Genomic DNA, 15,507 nt, shown 5'->3' with positions numbered 1-15,507 from the left:
TTCACTCTCATCACATCAAACCAAACTTACGGAGAATACAATGTCAGTCGTTATCCGCCTCGCTCGCGCAGGCACCAAGAAGCGCCCGGTCTATCACGTCGTCGTCGCCGACTCGCGCTTTCCCCGCGACGGCCGCTTCATCGAGCGTCTCGGCCATTTCAATCCGCTGCTGCCGAAGGACAACGAAGCCCGCCTCAAGCTCGACATGGACAAGGTCAAGTCCTGGCTCGCCAAGGGCGCGCAGCCTTCCGACCGCGTCACCCGCTTCCTCGATGCCGCCGGTGTCGTGAAGCGTGCCGCGCGCAACAACCCGGAAAAGGCCGTGCCGCGCAAGGAGCGCAAGGCCAACGCCGAAGCCGCCGCGAAGGCGTAAGCGTTAGCGGCGCGGGGCGGTGGCAACACCGATTTGTGTCGCCCGGATCGGCGCCGCGCATGGCGTGCGCGGCGCGGTGAAACTGTGGACGTTTACCGAAGACCCGTTGGCCGTGAGGGATTACGGCCCGCTGACGACCAAGGACGGCGCGCGCCAGTTCGAGCTGACGCATGCCCGCGAGGCGAAAGATCATCTGGTCGCCACGTTCAAAGGCGTCGCCACCCGCGAGGACGCCGAACGCCTCAACGGCATCGAGCTATATATCGCGCGCGACAAGCTGCCTGAGACCGACGACGACGAATATTACCATGCCGATCTGATCGGGCTGGCCGCGGTGAATGCCGCGAACGAACCGCTCGGCCGCGTCACCGCGATCCATAATTTCGGCGCCGGCGACATCATCGAGATTGCACCACCGCAGGGCCCGACGATGCTGCTGCCGTTCACCAATGCCGTGGTGCCGACGGTCGACCTTGCGGGTGGCCGCGTCGTGATAGAACTGCCCAAGGAAATTGAAGGCGACGACGTTCCGACGCTTACGTGATGGGTTTTGAATGACCTGTTCTGAAAGTCCCTGGCGCGCCACCATCCTCACGCTATTCCCGGACATGTTTCCGGGCCCGCTCGGCGTCAGTCTGGCGGGCAAGGCGCTGGCTTCCGGGCTGTGGGCGCTGGAAGCCCGCGACATCAGGGCATCGGCCACCGACCGCCACCGCAGCGTTGACGACACGCCCGCCGGCGGCGGGCCCGGCATGGTGCTGCGCGCCGACGTGCTGGCAGCGGCGATCGACGCCGCCAATACCGGCCAGTCCGGTCCAAACGATCGACCAAGGCTCCTGATGAGCCCGCGGGGTCGGCCATTGACCCAGTCACGGGTCGCCGAGCTTGCGGCGGGTCCCGGGCCGCTGATCGTCTGCGGCCGGTTCGAGGGCATCGACGAGCGGGTCATTGCGGCCCGAGGCCTCGAGGAGGTCTCGATCGGCGATTACGTGCTGTCCGGCGGTGAAGTCGCCGCCATGGTGCTGGTCGACGCCTGTGTCCGGCTCCTGCCGGGGGTGATGGGAAAACAGGCCTCGGGGACCGAAGAGAGTTTTTCCGAGGGACTACTGGAATACCCTCAATATACCCGCCCGCAGGAGTTCGAGGGCCGGACCATCCCGGAAATCCTCGTTTCAGGCGACCATGCCAAGGTCGCCGCCTGGCGTCAGGCCGAGGCTGAAGCCCTGACCAGGGCGCGGCGGCCGGATTTGTGGGCGATTAAGGCGCGCCAAAAACGCCCAAAAAGCACGACAGACGGGTGACAAGCGCGCTTTGATGCCTTATACGGGCGCCAAATCCGCAGCATACAGCAGGATAGATGGACGTTCGCGCAGCCCGCGCTGGACTGGCTGGGCGCGCCGCCGATGGAGATTTCAATGAACATCATTCAACAGCTCGAAAAAGAGCAATTCGACAAATTGGCCGCGACCAAGACCATCCCCGAGTTCGGACCCGGCGACACCGTGATCGTCAACGTCAAGGTGGTCGAAGGCGAGCGCACCCGCGTGCAGGCCTATGAAGGCGTTTGCATCGGCCGTTCCGGCGGCGGGCTCAATGAGAGCTTCACCGTTCGCAAGATTTCCTACGGCGAAGGCGTGGAACGCGTCTTCCCCGTGATGTCGCCGATGATCGACTCGATCAAGGTGGTGCGCCGCGGCAAGGTGCGTCGCGCCAAGCTGTATTACCTGCGCCAATTGCGCGGCAAGTCGGCCCGCATCGTCGAGAAGACCGAGCGCGCGACCGCCGTCGGCGAGTAATTCGTCTCCTGCAGGGGGATGTGACCAAAAGCGCGGGGTTTTGCCCCGCGCTTTTTTGTTGGGTCATGCATATTTAGGTAATGGCACCCGGCTAATCGATTGATTGTCGCGGGCGCGGCCCCTGTGTTAGAAATTTAAAATGGTTCCAGATCAGACCAGCTTTGCAGGCCAGCGCGTCGATCCCTTCGTGATCGACGACCGCTCACGCCTGCCCGGCCGCTTCTTCGGACGCTTTGCGACCTCGGCGACGTCTGAGCTTAGCTGCGGCCTTTGATGCCGCGCTGACTGTCCGTTGCTTGCGCTGATAACCGCGCTGACCGCTCACACAGAATCATTTTGGAGCTTACGCTCATGTCAAAACCCACCACGCTGTACGACAAGATCTGGAACGACCATCTGGTGCACGAAGCCGATGACGGCACCTGCCTGCTCTATATCGACCGCCATCTGGTGCACGAGGTGACTTCGCCGCAGGCGTTCGAAGGCCTGCGCATGACCGGCCGCAAGGTTCGCGCGCCGGAGAAGACGCTGGCCGTGGTCGACCACAACATCCCGACCACCGATCGCTCGAAGCCGAATCCCGATCCTGAAAGCATCGAGCAGATGCGGGTGATGGCCGATAACGCCAAGGAATTCGGCATCACGTATTTCAACGAATTCGACAAGCGCCAGGGCATCGTGCACGTGATCGGCCCCGAGCAGGGCTTTACGCTGCCCGGCACCACCATCGTCTGCGGTGACAGCCACACCTCCACCCATGGCGCGTTCGGTGCGCTGGCGCACGGCATCGGCACCTCCGAAGTCGAGCATGTTCTGGCAACCCAGACGCTGATCCAGAAAAAAGCAAAAAACATGCGCGCGGTGGTCGACGGCAAATTGCCCGACGGCGTCACCGGCAAGGACATCATCCTGGCCATCATCGGCGAGATCGGCACCGCCGGCGGCACCGGCTACGTGCTGGAATATGCCGGCGATGCAATCCGCGCGCTGACGATGGAAGGCCGCATGACGGTCTGCAACATGTCGATCGAAGGCGGCGCCCGCGCCGGCCTGATCGCGCCGGATGAAAAGGCGTTCGAATTCCTCAAGGGCCGTCCGATGTCGCCGAAGGGCGAGGCGTGGGACGCCGCGATGCGTTACTGGGAAACCCTGCGCTCGGACGACGGCGCGCATTTCGACCACGAGATCCGGCTGGATGCGGCCAAATTGCCGCCGATCGTGACCTGGGGCACCTCGCCTGAGGACGTGGTGTCGATCACGGGCATGGTGCCGGACCCCGACCAGATCGCCGATGAAGCCAAGCGGCTCTCAAAGCATCGCGCGTTGAAATACATGGGCCTGACCGCGGGAACCAAGATCACCGACATCAAGCTCGACCGCGTGTTCATCGGCTCCTGCACCAACGGCCGCATCGAGGATTTGCGCGCGGCGGCGAAGGTCGCCGAAGGCAAGACCGTCAACGGTCACGTCAGCGCGATGATCGTGCCGGGCTCGGGCATCGTAAAGGAGCAGGCGGAAGCCGAAGGCCTCGACAAGATCTTCATCAAGGCCGGCTTCGAATGGCGCGAGCCGGGCTGTTCGATGTGTCTCGCCATGAACCCCGACAAGCTGTCGCCGGAAGAGCGCTGCGCCTCGACCTCGAACCGCAATTTCGAGGGCCGGCAGGGCTTCAAGGGCCGCACGCATCTGGTGTCGCCGGCCATGGCGGCCGCGGCGGCGATCGCCGGGCATTTTGTCGATATCAGGGACTGGCGGTAACGCTGGTTGCCTCAACATCGAGGCGTTCCGGCAACGCCTCGTTAAGGCGCAGGGCTCAGACTGGTTCCTCAGCGGGAATGAACTCATCGCGAGGAGCCTGACGTGGCCGATAAACCAGAATATGTCGATATGATCAGCGAGGCGACGCGCCAGAGCCGGCGCAACGTCTCGCGTATCGTCGATCTCGTTCCCGCCACGCCAAAGGATACAAGGCGCCTCAGTAACTGGCCACCCGAGCATTGGCGGGAATGGCGGCTGGAAGCGCTAACGCCATGGAAGATCAAGCCCTGGAAGGGCAAGGACTGGGACTGAGCCCGTCGCGCTCATCACCGCATGCAAAAAACAGGCGCCCCAGCGGGCGCCTGTTTTGTTTCAGCTTAGATTTGCCAGCATTGGTAATGTTGAACTCGCTCGCGAGAAGGATTGGACATGACCGTCTATGTGATCGTGCAATTGAAGATGACCGACCGCGCCGCCTATGACCGCTATCAGGCGCGCTTCTTCGACGTGTTCAAAAAATTCCAGGGCCGGCTGTTGTCGGCGGATGAAGGGCCGGCCGTGCTGGAGGGCGTGTGGGATCGCGACAAGCTGGTGCTGATGTCGTTTCCCGACCAGGCCGCGTTCCGGGCCTTTGCAGACTCGCCGGAGTATCTGGAAATATCCAGGGACCGCAAAGCCGGTGCGGACGGCATCGTCTTGCTGGCCAAGGGTTTGGGGTAGGGCTGGGTCGCCGGGTTTTGCCAGGACCGCGTTCAAGGAGCCCGTTACTGACAGCGTCAACACTTTGCTAAGGGCCGGCTGGTAAACTCCTCCTTAACCAATCAGAAAATCGATAGCTGCCTTTAGGATCCCCTCGTGTTGAGGGCTTGATCCGACGCGGCGCCGTGTCACGAGCGGTCCCCGGGGCCGCCGCAACGGTTCGGCAGCGCAAATTTTCCTCAAGCGAGACTCGAGAAAATGATCGCCAGATTTCAGAACCTGCCCATTATTGCCAAGATCGCGGTGCCTGCCGCGATCGTCGCCCTTGTGGCAGTCGGGATCGTCGTCCAGGCCTCGATAGCGCTGAGCAACCTGTCCGCGACGGCGGCGAGCCTGGTCGACGGCAACGCGATGCGGGTGCAATACAGCCTGCAGGCCGAAAGCCATTTCAACAGCGCCGCGGTGAGCGAGAAGAACGTCATCCTCTCCGGCACCGACGCCAAGGCGATCAGCCAGAACGTCGAGTCCTATGGCAAGGCCACCGATGCCACGCTGGCAGCAATCGATCGTCTGGCGACCGTCACCACTGCTCCCGAGCAGCGCCAACTGATCGACACAATGCGAACCGCGGTCAAGGACCGCCGGGTCGCCAGCGCCAAGGTGTTCGAACTGGCGGCCGCGGGCAAGATGGAAGAAGCCTTCGCCTATTCGCGCAATGTTGCGGCCAAGCATCGCCAGACCGCGATCGCAGCAGTGGGGCAACTCATCACCATCAATACGGACGCCATGCGCGCCGCGCGCGACGCGAGCGTCGCCAGCGCCGATTACACCCGTCTCTTGCTGGTGGTCGGGGCGATTGTCGGCCTGCTGCTGGCCTTTGCCATCCTCGGCTGGATCGCGTTCGGCCAGATCGCCCAACCATTGCGGCGCATGACGCTTGAAATGACCAAGCTTGCCGGGGGCGATCTCGATATTTCGATCGTCGGTGCCGGCCGCACCGACGAGGTTGGCGGTCTCGCCAAGTCGCTCACCGTCTTCAAGGAAAATGCGATGACGGCGCGACGCCTCGAAGCCGAACAGCGCGAGGAGCAGGTCCGCAAGGAAGCCCGTCAGCGCGCCATCGAAGGTTACATCGCGACCTTCGACGTCCAGATCTCGGAAGCCCTGCAAACGCTGACCGCGGCGTCGGCCGAGATGCACGCCACCGCCGGCAGCATGACGGCAACGGCGGAGGAAACCAGCCGGCAGGCCACCGCCGTCGCCAACGCCTCCGACGTCGCCTCCGCGAACGTGCAGACGGTTGCCGTGGCGACCGAGGAACTGCATGCCTCGATCAGCGAAATCTCGCGCCAGGTGGCGCAGGCGTCCCAGACCGCCAACCTTGCTGTCGCCGAGACCGACCGCACCAACAAGACCGTCGAGGGCCTGGCCGAAGCGGCACAGAAGATCGGCGAAGTCATTTCGCTGATCCAGAACATCGCGTCGCAGACCAACCTGCTGGCGCTCAACGCCACGATCGAAGCGGCGCGCGCTGGCGAGTCCGGCAAGGGCTTTGCCGTCGTCGCCACCGAGGTGAAGGCGCTTGCCACCCAGACCGCCAAGGCGACGGAGGATATTTCAGCCCAGATCGCCGCGATCCAGCAGGAGACCGGCAACGCCGTGACGGCCATCAAGGCGATCGGGACGACGATCGCCCAGATGAACGAAATCGCCACGGCGATCGCCGCCGCGGTCGAGCAGCAGAGCGCTGCGACCCGCGACATCGCGCAGAACATCCAGGAAGTTTCGAAGGGGACGACCGAGGTATCTTCGAACGTCGGCAGCGTCAATGACGCCGCCAACGAGACCGGCGCCGCGGCGTCGGAAGTGCTGACGGCGGCCGACGACCTCAGCCATCAGTCGGAGAAGCTGCGCGCCGACGTCAACACGTTCCTCGATCTCATTCGCGCCGCCTGATCCGCTTCTCGCTCCGCGAAAACGGGATCAACGCCATCGCGCTCGTCTCCTGAGCGCGATGGCCGCGCCCGTTACCAATACGGCCCGAACCCGAAGCCGAATGTGAACGGCGCCGGTGCGTAATAGGGATATGGCCGGTAGTAAGAGGGCCGCGCGTAATAGCGGGGTCCGTAATACGGGCGATAGTATGAGCGGTAATACGGTCGATAATAGCCGTAACCATAGTGGCGCCGGTAATAGCGCTGCGCGCTGAAGTCGGTCGCACCTGACGTGCCGGCGGTTTGTTGCTTCATTTGCGGCGATGCCGCGGCGGCCGAATTGACCGCCGCCGGGCCGGCAAACACCAGAGCGCCAGCGACAGCAGCTGCTCCGATCAACATCTTCATGACGATCTACCTCCTCTGATTCAGGATCATCAAATAACAGGCAGCAATGGCGCCCGTTTCATGGCAGTAAACTTGAAGTGAAAACAGACCCGCGATGAACGGACCTGCTCACTTCAAATCCGCAAACTCGCGATCACCAGCGGCGATAATGGTGATGATGGTGATGCCGACGATGGTGATGATGACGGTGCCAGCGATGATGGTGGTGACGATGCCAGCGATGATGGCGATGTCGCCATCCCGCCTCCGTCGTCTCGGGCTTGACCTCCTCCTGGACGGCGGCGCCAGCACCGGGGTTGCTCAGCGACAACGCGTTAGCGCGCTCAGTCGGAGCGGCTATAACGAGCATGACGCCAAAGGCGGCAAGCCCCAGAACTTTCATCACCTGCATATGTAGTCTCCTTGGTCCTCGGAATGTCACGTTCGTGGCGAGCGGTGCTCGACAAGCAGCGGCTACGCCGCGACGCAGTTCACAGCTTGAAGCTGAGGACGTGAATGCGAACTGAATGACTGCGCCGCGAAGATGAACAAGGAGCGTGTACATCGGTTCCGATTGATTTCAGCGGCGCGTCAAGCCGGCGCAGACTGCCGTTGCATCGCTGCGGACACTCCGCACTCATGAGCCCGTCATGATTTCAAACATGAACGCTTCGAGGTCGCGCGTGGCGACGGCCATTCTCGTTCATGGCCCGCCGGCGCAGAGATATTTGGAACGCTGATCGATTTGGACGCTAGCGCGCCGGCGCTAACCGGGTCGCCAGTAGCAGTTCATGCGCGGCGTGATGACGGTACCGCTCGGCCGGTATTCCTGCACATAGGTCGCGGTGCAACTGCGCACCGCATTCGGCCCCGGATTGTAACGCGGATAGACATCGGGTTCCCACGGGTCCTGCCGGTAGATCGGCACGCGGCGGAGCGGCCGCCGGCGTTGTGCGGACGCATCGGTGGCGGCCGGCTTCGGCGCCTGCGCGGTGCGCACCCCCGACGGTGCCGTCTGAGCCTGTGCGCCGCCACCCGGCAACAAGAATCCGGTCAAAATCGCCGCTACCGCCGCCGTCGCAATCCGCTTCATTCCGCCCACCCAAAGCCTGTTATCGGGCCGTACGGTCTCCGATTGCCGCGCCAAGGTCAACCTTGCGATGATATTCAAGATCAGTAGGCGCGCAAAATGAGTAGGCGCGCTGGAGCAACACGCGCTAAACAGGTGCGATGTGGAAGGAAGCAAAAGCACCGTCGCTCGCCGAAATGGAAGCCATGGCGCATGAGGTTTTCGAGCGCCTGCCAAAGGGCTTTCGAACCCTGTGCGAGGGCGTCATCATCCGCGTCGACGATTTCCCGACCGACGAGATCCTCGACGAGATGCAGGCGCAAAGCGAGTTCGACCTGCTCGGCCTGTTCCAGGGCGTCGGCCTGCCGCAGCAAAGCAATAACGACGTCGCCCGCCTGCCCAACATGATCTGGCTCTACCGGCGACCGATCCTGGACTATTGGGCGGAGCATGAGGAAACGCTGGGCCACATCGTCCGCCACGTCCTGATCCACGAAATCGGCCACCATTTCGGCCTGTCGGACGCCGATATGGAGGCGATTGAGGCCCAGGAAACTTAAGGAGGAGCCTAGGAGCGGGGTAGGATTGCGCAAATTGGCCTTTTGCCGGGGGCGATTTCGCGATAAATCAGCGTCCCTATCCCTCATTCAGCCGGGAAGTACGTTCGATGGACAAGTTCACCACACTGGAAGGCGTCGCCGCGCCCCTGAAGATCATCAATGTCGACACCGACATGATCATTCCGAAGCAGTATCTGAAGACCATCAAGCGTACCGGCCTTGGCAAGGGCCTGTTCTCCGAACAGCGCTACAAGGATGACGGCAGCGAGAATCCGGATTTCATCCTCAACAAGCCGGCCTACCGCAATTCCAAGGTGCTGGTCGCCGGTGACAATTTCGGCTGCGGCTCGAGCCGCGAGCACGCGCCGTGGGCACTGCTGGATTTCGGCATCCGCTGCGTGATCTCGACCTCGTTCGGCGACATCTTCTACAACAACTGCTTCAAGAACGGCATTCTGCCGATCCGCGTCACCCAGGACGACCTCGACAAATTGTTCGACGACGCCGAGCGCGGCGCCAACGCGACGCTGACCATCGATCTCGCGGCCCAGGAAATCCGCGGCCCCGACGGCGGCACCGTGAAGTTCGAGATCGACCCGTTCCGCAAGCATTGCCTGCTCAACGGTCTGGACGACATTGGCCTGACGATGGAGAAAAAGACTTCCATCGACAGCTACGAGGCCAAGGCCAAAAAAGAGCGCGCCTGGGCCTGATCGCGGGTCGCGGCCTCGCTCGACAATAGTGAGGCGACGCCGATGCGGCCTGACGTCGTCACCTTCTGGCATGGCCCGCTCGATGCGCTCCGGCTGACCTGCCTGCGATCGCAGGTCGCGGCGGGCCACAAGGTCACCGTCTACAGTTTCGAGCCGCTTGCCGACCTGCCTGACGGCGTCGGCAACGCCGAGGCCGAAGCGATCCTGCCGCATTCCTTTTCCGAGCGGCTTCGCTCGCCGCAGCCGGACGGCAGCTGGCGCGATTGGACCATTCTGCAATTCAGCGATTTCTTCCGCATGCGGCTGATGGCGGAGAAGGCCGGCCTGTGGCTCGACGCGGATGTCCTGCTGCTGAAGCCGGTCGAGATCGATCCTGCAAAGCCCTATTTCGCCTGGGAGCGGCCGCGCCAACTCGGCAATTCGGTTTTGTATCTGCCCCCTAGCGATCCGATCGTGACGGCGTTCGAAAATCTGATGAAGCAGGACGAGCTGACGCCGGACTGGCTGGCGCTGCGCCATCGCCTGACCTTCAAGCTGCGGCAACTGCGCGGCGGATCGAACCGCCTCTCGGATATTCGCGTCGCAATCTTCGGTCCGGCCGCGCTCACCGCACTCGCGCGCCGGTCGAACGAATTGCAGCACGCGCTGCCGAAGCAATCGTTTTATGCGGTGCATGCGGAACCGAAATTGTTTTTCGAGCCGTCAGATTATTCGGCGCTGCTCGCCGATCCCGCGATTATCGGGCTGCACATCTCGCCGAAGGGCCGCGGCGGGCAGAGGCCTGTGCCTGGCAGCCTCTACGCCTGGGCGACGGAGAAGTTTGGTAAATAAACCGGCACGCCGCATCTTCTTCCTTCTCCCCTTGTGGGAGAAGGTGGCGCGCGAAGCGCGCCGGATGAGGGGTCCCTATCCTCAGATTCAAATCTTACCGTGAGGAGAGAACCCCTCATCCGGCGCTTCGCGCCACCTTCTCCCACAAGGGGAGAAGGGAAGAGACCGCCGCTCTCAACTAGTCTTAATGCCCCATCGCGGAGATCGCGTCCGCAATGGCGATGGTGCGCTTGGCCATGTCGGCGTGCAGCCGTTCCACCATGCGGCCGTCGAGCTGGATGGCGCCGCGGGAAGCGTTTTCGGGCTGCTGGAACGCCGCGATGATCTTGCGGGCTTCCGCGACTTCCTCCGCCGGCGGCGTGAAGATCGCGTTGCAGGCCTCGATATGGCTCGGATGGATCAGCGTCTTGCCGTCAAACCCGAGATCGCGCCCCTGCGCGCATTCAACCGCAAAGCCGTCGACGTTGCTGATATCGCTGTACGGCCCGTCGAGGATTTCGAGGCCATGCGCACGTGCCGCCAGGATGCAGTGGATGATCATCGGGATCATCGCGGCGCGGCCCGGCTGCATCCGGATGCGCGTCTCCCGCGAAATGTCGTTCGGCCCGAACACGAAGCCCGCAAGGCGCGTTTCCGAATCCTTCGACGCCGCGGCGAGCTTGTCCGCATCCAATACCGCGCGCGAAGTCTCGATCATCGCCCAGACCCGGATCGAGGTATCCGCGTTGATGTCGCTGAGGCGATTGGCGATGGCGCCGAGATCGGCGACGCTGGAAACCTTGGGAACCAGGATGCCGTCGGGCCGCGCCTTGCCGGCCATCGTGACGTCGTCGATCCACCACGGCGTCTCCAGGCTGTTGACCCGGATCAGCACCTCGCGCTTGCCGAACCCGCCGGCCGCGATCGCCTTGGCGATCTGGTCACGGGCCAGCGCCTTGGCGTCCGGCGCCACCGAATCCTCAAGGTCGAGGATGATACCGTCGGCGGCAAGGTTGCGCGCCTTTTCCAGCGCCCGCGCGTTCGATCCGGGCATGAACAACAGGCTGCGGCGCGGACGGATCATGGGCTGGTTTCCTGAGGTGTTATTGAACCCCACGCGATATCATTTCAAACGGCCGCCCGAAAGCCTTGTTCCTGTCATCGGTCTATGGTTAGGCAAGGGCCATGACCGCATTTCCGCAACATCTGCTCGACGGCTACCGGACCTTCACCTCGCAGCGACTGCCTACGGAACAGTCACGCTACCGGGAACTGTCCGAACGCGGCCAGTCACCCGCTGTCATGGTGATCGGCTGCTGCGATTCCCGCGTCTCCCCGGAGGTCATTTTCGACGCCGGCCCGGGTGAACTGTTCGTGGTCCGCAACGTCGCCAATCTGGTACCGGTCTATCAGCCTGACGGCGGCGCCCACGGCGTATCCGCGGCGCTCGAATATGCGGTTAACGTGCTCCGCATCAAGCATATCGTGGTGCTCGGCCACGCCCAGTGCGGTGGCATCAAGGCCTTCATCGATAAGATCGATCCGTTGTCGCCGGGCGATTTCATCGGGCGCTGGATGGCGATGTTCATCAAGCCGGGCGAAGTCGTCGAACAGCGCGAGCGCGAAACGATGCAGGATTTCACCGTCCGGATCGAGAAAGCCGCGATCTTCCGCTCGCTGGAAAACCTGCTGACGTTTCCGTTCGTGCGCGCGCGCGTCGAGCGCGGCGAAATGGAACTGCACGGCGCCTATTTCGGCGTCGCCGAAGGCTCGCTGTTCGTGCTCGACCAGACCGCGAAGGAATTCCGCGGTGTTAGTGAGATGGTGGGCGAGTAGCGAATGGCGAGTAGCGAATAAGGGAAATTTCCATTCGCTATTCGCTACTCACTATTCGCCGGCAGCTACGCCGCTTTCTTCTTCGCGGTGATCAGCTTGCGGTTGATCAGGCATTCGGCGATCTGCACCGCGTTCAGCGCCGCACCCTTGCGCAGATTGTCAGAGACGCACCACAGCGACAGGCCGTTCTCGATCGTCGCGTCCTCGCGGATGCGGCTGATATAGGTGGCGTCCTCGCCTGCCGCCTCATACGGCGTGACGTAGCCGCCGGGCTCCTGCTTGTCGATCACGAGGCAACCCGGCGCGTTGCGCAGGATGTTGCGGGCTTCATCGGCGGTGATCGGATTCTCGAATTCGATATTGACGGCTTCCGAATGGCCGACGAAGACAGGCACGCGCACGCAAGTCGCGGTCAGCCTGATTTTGGGATCAAGAATCTTCTTGGTCTCCATCATCATCTTCCACTCTTCCTTGGTGTAGCCGTCCTCCATGAACACGTCGATCTCGGGGATGACGTTGAAGGCGATACGCTTGGGGAATTTCTTGTTGATCAGTTCGCTGTTGGTGTAGACGGCCTTGGTCTGCGAAAACAGCTCATCCATCGCATCCTTGCCGGCGCCCGACACCGACTGATAGGTCGCGACCACGACGCGCTTGATGGTGGCCTTGTCGTGCAGCGGCTTCAGCGCCACCACGAGCTGGGCGGTCGAGCAGTTCGGATTGGCGATGATGTTCTTCTTGGTGAAGCCGGTCACGGCGTCGGCGTTCACTTCGGGCACGATCAGGGGCACGTCCGGGTCCATCCGCCATGCCGACGAATTGTCGATCACCACGGCGCCGGCGGCGCCGATCTTCGGCGACCATTCCTTCGACACCGCGCCGCCTGCCGACATCAGGCAGATGTCGATATCTGAGAAATCGTAGTGCTCAAGGGCTTTGCACTTCAGGGTGCGGTCGCCATACGAAACTTCCACGCCAACGCTGCGCCGTGACGCCAGCGCCACCACCTCGTCCGCGGGGAATTTGCGCTCGTCGAGAATGTTGAGCATTTCCCGCCCGACATTGCCGGTCGCTCCGACCAGCGCGACTTTGTAACCCATCGTTCACTCTCCGACGAAAAATGGCGTCCCCCCCCCCCCCCGCCCGCGGCGGAAAGGGAGAAGGCAGCGCTTCTATGCGAGAAACACCCTCAAGACAACGTTTGCAAGGAGGTTTGACAGTAGCGTTTGGGCGTTTGATGCAGTCCTTTTCGGCCGAACCGGCCAGGTCCCATTGCAAGTCCCATTATACGACGAGAATCCATCCGGCGCTGACCAGCTTTGCGGACAAGGTCTGCGGTACGCTGGCACGGCTGGTTGCGTATGTAGTGACCCTGGCCCTGCTCGCCATGGGCGGCATGGCGCTGTGGGAACAATTGCCCGATCTCGCAGCGATGGACCCCTCGTCGAGGGACGCCTCATTGAACGACGCCTCATTGAGGGGTGCCTGGAGCCTGCTCGACCGCTCGTCGCGCGCTTTTGCCGTCAGCCAGTTTGATCCGCATGACAAAACAGAGGCTTATGAGATTTTCCGGCACCCCAAGGGCGGCCGCCGGGACTTCCGGTGGCGCGGCGCCGACAGAAGGCCGGTCGCCGAACTCGAGATCTATCGCCCGGGCGGCGAACTCGGCCATGCCGGCCTGTCGGCGAATTGGCTGACGGCGGAGACAACCCGCAATTGCGCGGCGCCTTCTAATTGCCACGGCTTGCCAAGATACTGGTTTTCATGAAACTTTTTCGCCAGTGCCGGCATTATATGGTCCGGTGTGGCCCAATTGACCTAGTGACGACCACCCCGCGACAGCTACAATGAAGACCAACCCGATTTGGCGATCCGCCGGTTTCCGAAGGGCCGGCAATGACGAGGATGCGATGACCCCTAAATTCCCTGCTGCGAGCAAGCTCGTGGTGTTGCTTGCGGCAGCCGCCCTCGTTGCGGTCGGCGTGACGGAAGCCAGCGCCCAGTCCAACCAGCGCTACGACAAGGATGGCCGCCCGTACTACGGACGCAGCGGCCCCAACCGGGTCTATCAGCAAGGGCCGAATACCCGCGTTTACGTCACGACGCGCTCCTGGCTCGACGCCGGCACCGAAGTCTTGCCGGGTGACCGCAAATTCCAGGATTATGCGTTTCCGCCGGATCTCGGCTACCCGTCATTCGGGCGCGAGAATCTCAATCGCCCGATCGACCGTCAGCCGCTCAGCCCGCCCTCGGACCTCGGCGGCTATCCGCAGCGCTTCCCGCTGTATTGAGCCTATTGAACTAAACCAACTGGTGTCGTCCCGGGCTTGACCCGGGACCCATACGCCGCGGCCCGTCGATCTACTAAAGGTGCTCGACGACTTTCTTCGCCATCATAACCGACGGTGGTTATGGGTCCCGGCTCAAGGCCGGGACGACGGAGTGGAGAGTTTCTTCGCTTACGCGTGCAGCTTCTGCAATTCCTTCAAAATCGCATCGCCCATCTGCGTGGTGCTGGCCGCCGTGGTGCCCTCGGACTTGATATCCGCGGTACGCAGGCCGCTGGCGAGCACGGCGGCGATCGCCGCGTCGACCTTGTCGGCGAGCGCGCCCATGTCGAACGAATAGCGCAGCGCCATGCCGAACGAGGAAATCATCGCGATCGGATTGGCGAGGCCTTTTCCGGCAATATCGGGCGCCGAGCCGTGCACCGGCTCGAACAGCGAGCGGCGCTTCCTGGTCTTGGCGTCGATCTCGCCGAGCGAGGCCGAGGGCAGCATGCCGAGCGATCCCGTTAGCATCGCCGCGATATCGGACAGCATGTCGCCGAACAGATTGTCGGTCACGATGACGTCGAACGCCTTCGGCGCCTTGACGAGGTTCATGCCGCCGGAATCGGCGAGCTGATGCTCCAGCGTCACGTCCTTGTATTCGCGGGCGTGCACCTGCGTCACCACCTCGTTCCAGAGCACGCCTGACTTCATGACGTTGCGCTTTTCCATCGAGGTCAGCTTGTTGCGGCGTTTCCGCGCGAGATCGAAGGCGACCCGGGCGATGCGCTCGATCTCGTAGGTGTCATAGACCTGGGTGTCGACGGCACGCTTCTGGCCGTTGCCGAGATCGGTGATGGTCTTCGGCTCGCCGAAATAGACGCCGCCGGTCAGTTCGCGCACGATCATGATGTCGAGGCCTTCGACGATCTCGCGCTTCAGGCTGGAGGCCTCCGCCAGCGCCGGATAGCACACCGCCGGGCGCAGATTGGCGAACAGGCCGAGGTCCTTGCGCAGCCGGAGCAGGCCGGCTTCGGGCCGCACGTCATAGGGCACGGCGTCCCATTTCGGGCCGCCGACCGCGCCGAAAATCACGGCATCGGCCGCCGTGGCCAGCGCCATGGTCGCATCCGTAATGCTCTGCTTGCTGGCGTCATAGGCGGAACCGCCGACCAGCCCCTGCTCGGTCTCGAAACGGGCAATGCCTTGCGCGTTGAGCCAGTCGATCAGGCGTTGCACCTCGCCCATCACTTCGGGGCCGATGCCGTCGCCGGGGAGAAGCAGCAGTTTATGGGTCGCCAT

At 62.8% G+C, this 15,507-nt stretch carries 21 protein-coding genes; 15 read left to right on the top strand and 6 right to left on the bottom strand.

What is annotated here, in order from left to right; all coding sequences use genetic code 11:
* Positions 1–40 precede the first annotated feature (40 nt).
* From rpsP to JQ574_RS09860, 9 genes are all read left to right on the top strand, one after another.
* Complete coding sequence (rpsP, locus tag JQ574_RS09895; protein ID WP_212204106.1) at positions 41–373, top strand: 30S ribosomal protein S16; 333 nt, start codon at positions 41–43, stop codon at positions 371–373.
* A 19-nt stretch (positions 374–392) separates the two neighbouring features.
* Positions 393–917 (top strand): ribosome maturation factor RimM, encoded by a 525-nt coding sequence (gene rimM, locus JQ574_RS09890; protein WP_212204104.1) that lies wholly within the window; start codon positions 393–395, stop codon positions 915–917.
* A 10-nt stretch (positions 918–927) separates the two neighbouring features.
* Entirely contained in the window at positions 928–1,674 is a 747-nt protein-coding gene (trmD, locus tag JQ574_RS09885; protein WP_212204102.1) for a tRNA (guanosine(37)-N1)-methyltransferase TrmD, read from the top strand.
* A 114-nt stretch (positions 1,675–1,788) separates the two neighbouring features.
* Positions 1,789–2,169 (top strand): 50S ribosomal protein L19, encoded by a 381-nt coding sequence (gene rplS, locus JQ574_RS09880; RefSeq protein ID WP_212204099.1) that lies wholly within the window; start codon positions 1,789–1,791, stop codon positions 2,167–2,169.
* Positions 2,170–2,308: 139 nt separating this feature from the next.
* Positions 2,309–2,443: a hypothetical protein gene (locus JQ574_RS35475; protein ID WP_283813707.1), complete on the top strand. Its 135-nt coding sequence runs from the start codon at positions 2,309–2,311 to the stop codon at positions 2,441–2,443.
* A gap of 77 nt (positions 2,444–2,520) precedes the next feature.
* Positions 2,521–3,927: a 3-isopropylmalate dehydratase large subunit gene (gene leuC, locus JQ574_RS09875; RefSeq protein ID WP_212204098.1), complete on the top strand. Its 1,407-nt coding sequence runs from the start codon at positions 2,521–2,523 to the stop codon at positions 3,925–3,927.
* A 102-nt stretch (positions 3,928–4,029) separates the two neighbouring features.
* Positions 4,030–4,239, top strand: coding sequence for a hypothetical protein (locus JQ574_RS09870; RefSeq protein ID WP_192739332.1), 210 nt, complete (start codon positions 4,030–4,032; stop codon positions 4,237–4,239).
* Positions 4,240–4,356: 117 nt separating this feature from the next.
* A complete protein-coding gene (locus JQ574_RS09865) occupies positions 4,357–4,647 on the top strand; it encodes a DUF1330 domain-containing protein (RefSeq protein ID WP_212204097.1) in 291 nt (96 codons plus the stop codon).
* Between the two features lie 237 nt (positions 4,648–4,884).
* Entirely contained in the window at positions 4,885–6,582 is a 1,698-nt protein-coding gene (locus tag JQ574_RS09860; RefSeq protein ID WP_212204096.1) for a methyl-accepting chemotaxis protein, read from the top strand.
* Between the two features lie 71 nt (positions 6,583–6,653).
* On the opposite strand, the gene JQ574_RS09855 is transcribed toward JQ574_RS09860, so the two are convergent.
* The 3 genes from JQ574_RS09855 to JQ574_RS09845 form a co-directional block, all read right to left on the bottom strand.
* Positions 6,654–6,968 carry a hypothetical protein gene (locus tag JQ574_RS09855; RefSeq protein WP_212204095.1) on the bottom strand — a complete coding sequence of 105 codons (315 nt, stop codon included), beginning with the start codon at positions 6,966–6,968 and terminating at the stop codon, positions 6,654–6,656.
* A gap of 108 nt (positions 6,969–7,076) precedes the next feature.
* The gene (locus tag JQ574_RS35665; protein ID WP_212204094.1) at positions 7,077–7,259 is read right to left on the bottom strand and encodes a hypothetical protein; all 183 of its coding nucleotides are present in this window, start codon (positions 7,257–7,259) and stop codon (positions 7,077–7,079) included.
* Between the two features lie 454 nt (positions 7,260–7,713).
* Positions 7,714–8,040, bottom strand: coding sequence for a hypothetical protein (locus tag JQ574_RS09845; protein ID WP_212204092.1), 327 nt, complete (start codon positions 8,038–8,040; stop codon positions 7,714–7,716).
* A 137-nt stretch (positions 8,041–8,177) separates the two neighbouring features.
* Between JQ574_RS09845 and JQ574_RS09840 the strand changes: the two genes are divergently transcribed.
* The 3 genes from JQ574_RS09840 (at position 8,178) to JQ574_RS09830 (ending at position 10,120) form a co-directional block, all read left to right on the top strand.
* Positions 8,178–8,576 carry a metallopeptidase family protein gene (locus tag JQ574_RS09840; RefSeq protein ID WP_212204090.1) on the top strand — a complete coding sequence of 133 codons (399 nt, stop codon included), beginning with the start codon at positions 8,178–8,180 and terminating at the stop codon, positions 8,574–8,576.
* Positions 8,577–8,683: 107 nt separating this feature from the next.
* Positions 8,684–9,289, top strand: coding sequence for a 3-isopropylmalate dehydratase small subunit (gene leuD, locus JQ574_RS09835; RefSeq protein ID WP_212204088.1), 606 nt, complete (start codon positions 8,684–8,686; stop codon positions 9,287–9,289).
* Between the two features lie 42 nt (positions 9,290–9,331).
* Entirely contained in the window at positions 9,332–10,120 is a 789-nt protein-coding gene (locus JQ574_RS09830) for a hypothetical protein (RefSeq protein WP_212204087.1), read from the top strand.
* Positions 10,121–10,304: 184 nt separating this feature from the next.
* Here the strand turns inward: JQ574_RS09830 and JQ574_RS09825 are convergent, their stop codons facing one another.
* On the bottom strand, positions 10,305–11,183 hold the full coding sequence (locus tag JQ574_RS09825) for a CoA ester lyase (protein ID WP_212204086.1): 879 nt from the start codon (positions 11,181–11,183) through the stop codon (positions 10,305–10,307).
* A 101-nt stretch (positions 11,184–11,284) separates the two neighbouring features.
* Here JQ574_RS09825 and JQ574_RS09820 point away from each other — a divergent pair, with 101 nt between their 5' ends.
* On the top strand, positions 11,285–11,935 hold the full coding sequence (locus tag JQ574_RS09820; protein ID WP_212204085.1) for a carbonic anhydrase: 651 nt from the start codon (positions 11,285–11,287) through the stop codon (positions 11,933–11,935).
* A gap of 65 nt (positions 11,936–12,000) precedes the next feature.
* Here the strand turns inward: JQ574_RS09820 and JQ574_RS09815 are convergent, their stop codons facing one another.
* Positions 12,001–13,035 (bottom strand): aspartate-semialdehyde dehydrogenase, encoded by a 1,035-nt coding sequence (locus JQ574_RS09815; RefSeq protein WP_212204083.1) that lies wholly within the window; start codon positions 13,033–13,035, stop codon positions 12,001–12,003.
* A 74-nt stretch (positions 13,036–13,109) separates the two neighbouring features.
* Here JQ574_RS09815 and JQ574_RS09810 point away from each other — a divergent pair, with 74 nt between their 5' ends.
* On the top strand, positions 13,110–13,703 hold the full coding sequence (locus tag JQ574_RS09810; RefSeq protein WP_212204081.1) for a hypothetical protein: 594 nt from the start codon (positions 13,110–13,112) through the stop codon (positions 13,701–13,703).
* Between the two features lie 142 nt (positions 13,704–13,845).
* The gene (locus JQ574_RS09805; RefSeq protein WP_212204079.1) at positions 13,846–14,226 is read left to right on the top strand and encodes a hypothetical protein; all 381 of its coding nucleotides are present in this window, start codon (positions 13,846–13,848) and stop codon (positions 14,224–14,226) included.
* Between the two features lie 168 nt (positions 14,227–14,394).
* Here JQ574_RS09805 and leuB read toward each other — a convergent pair whose 3' ends face one another.
* The gene (gene leuB / locus JQ574_RS09800) at positions 14,395–15,507 is read right to left on the bottom strand and encodes a 3-isopropylmalate dehydrogenase (protein WP_212204078.1); all 1,113 of its coding nucleotides are present in this window, start codon (positions 15,505–15,507) and stop codon (positions 14,395–14,397) included.

Source organism: Bradyrhizobium sp. AUGA SZCCT0158, assembly GCF_018130065.1.
Lineage (GTDB): Bacteria > Pseudomonadota > Alphaproteobacteria > Rhizobiales > Xanthobacteraceae > Bradyrhizobium.
This window is presented reverse-complemented; position numbering and strand designations above follow the sequence as displayed.

Bases quoted from the DNA above. Each gene is read 5' to 3' on its own strand.
- JQ574_RS09865 (WP_212204097.1), top strand. From the start codon at position 4,357: ATGACCGTCTATGTGATCGTGCAATTGAAGATGACCGACCGCGCCGCC.
- JQ574_RS09840 (WP_212204090.1), top strand. From the start codon at position 8,178: ATGTGGAAGGAAGCAAAAGCACCGTCGCTCGCCGAAATGGAAGCCATG.
- trmD (WP_212204102.1), top strand. From the start codon at position 928: ATGACCTGTTCTGAAAGTCCCTGGCGCGCCACCATCCTCACGCTATTC.
- JQ574_RS09825 (WP_212204086.1), bottom strand. From the start codon at position 11,183: ATGATCCGTCCGCGCCGCAGCCTGTTGTTCATGCCCGGATCGAACGCG.
- JQ574_RS09855 (WP_212204095.1), bottom strand. From the start codon at position 6,968: ATGAAGATGTTGATCGGAGCAGCTGCTGTCGCTGGCGCTCTGGTGTTT.
- leuB (WP_212204078.1), bottom strand. From the start codon at position 15,507: ATGGCGACCCATAAACTGCTGCTTCTCCCCGGCGACGGCATCGGCCCC.
- rpsP (WP_212204106.1), top strand. From the start codon at position 41: ATGTCAGTCGTTATCCGCCTCGCTCGCGCAGGCACCAAGAAGCGCCCG.
- leuD (WP_212204088.1), top strand. From the start codon at position 8,684: ATGGACAAGTTCACCACACTGGAAGGCGTCGCCGCGCCCCTGAAGATC.
- leuC (WP_212204098.1), top strand. From the start codon at position 2,521: ATGTCAAAACCCACCACGCTGTACGACAAGATCTGGAACGACCATCTG.
- JQ574_RS09845 (WP_212204092.1), bottom strand. From the start codon at position 8,040: ATGAAGCGGATTGCGACGGCGGCGGTAGCGGCGATTTTGACCGGATTC.
- JQ574_RS09820 (WP_212204085.1), top strand. From the start codon at position 11,285: ATGACCGCATTTCCGCAACATCTGCTCGACGGCTACCGGACCTTCACC.
- rplS (WP_212204099.1), top strand. From the start codon at position 1,789: ATGAACATCATTCAACAGCTCGAAAAAGAGCAATTCGACAAATTGGCC.
- JQ574_RS09810 (WP_212204081.1), top strand. From the start codon at position 13,110: ATGCGAGAAACACCCTCAAGACAACGTTTGCAAGGAGGTTTGACAGTA.
- JQ574_RS35475 (WP_283813707.1), top strand. From the start codon at position 2,309: ATGGTTCCAGATCAGACCAGCTTTGCAGGCCAGCGCGTCGATCCCTTC.
- JQ574_RS09805 (WP_212204079.1), top strand. From the start codon at position 13,846: ATGACCCCTAAATTCCCTGCTGCGAGCAAGCTCGTGGTGTTGCTTGCG.
- JQ574_RS09815 (WP_212204083.1), bottom strand. From the start codon at position 13,035: ATGGGTTACAAAGTCGCGCTGGTCGGAGCGACCGGCAATGTCGGGCGG.
- JQ574_RS09830 (WP_212204087.1), top strand. From the start codon at position 9,332: ATGCGGCCTGACGTCGTCACCTTCTGGCATGGCCCGCTCGATGCGCTC.
- JQ574_RS09860 (WP_212204096.1), top strand. From the start codon at position 4,885: ATGATCGCCAGATTTCAGAACCTGCCCATTATTGCCAAGATCGCGGTG.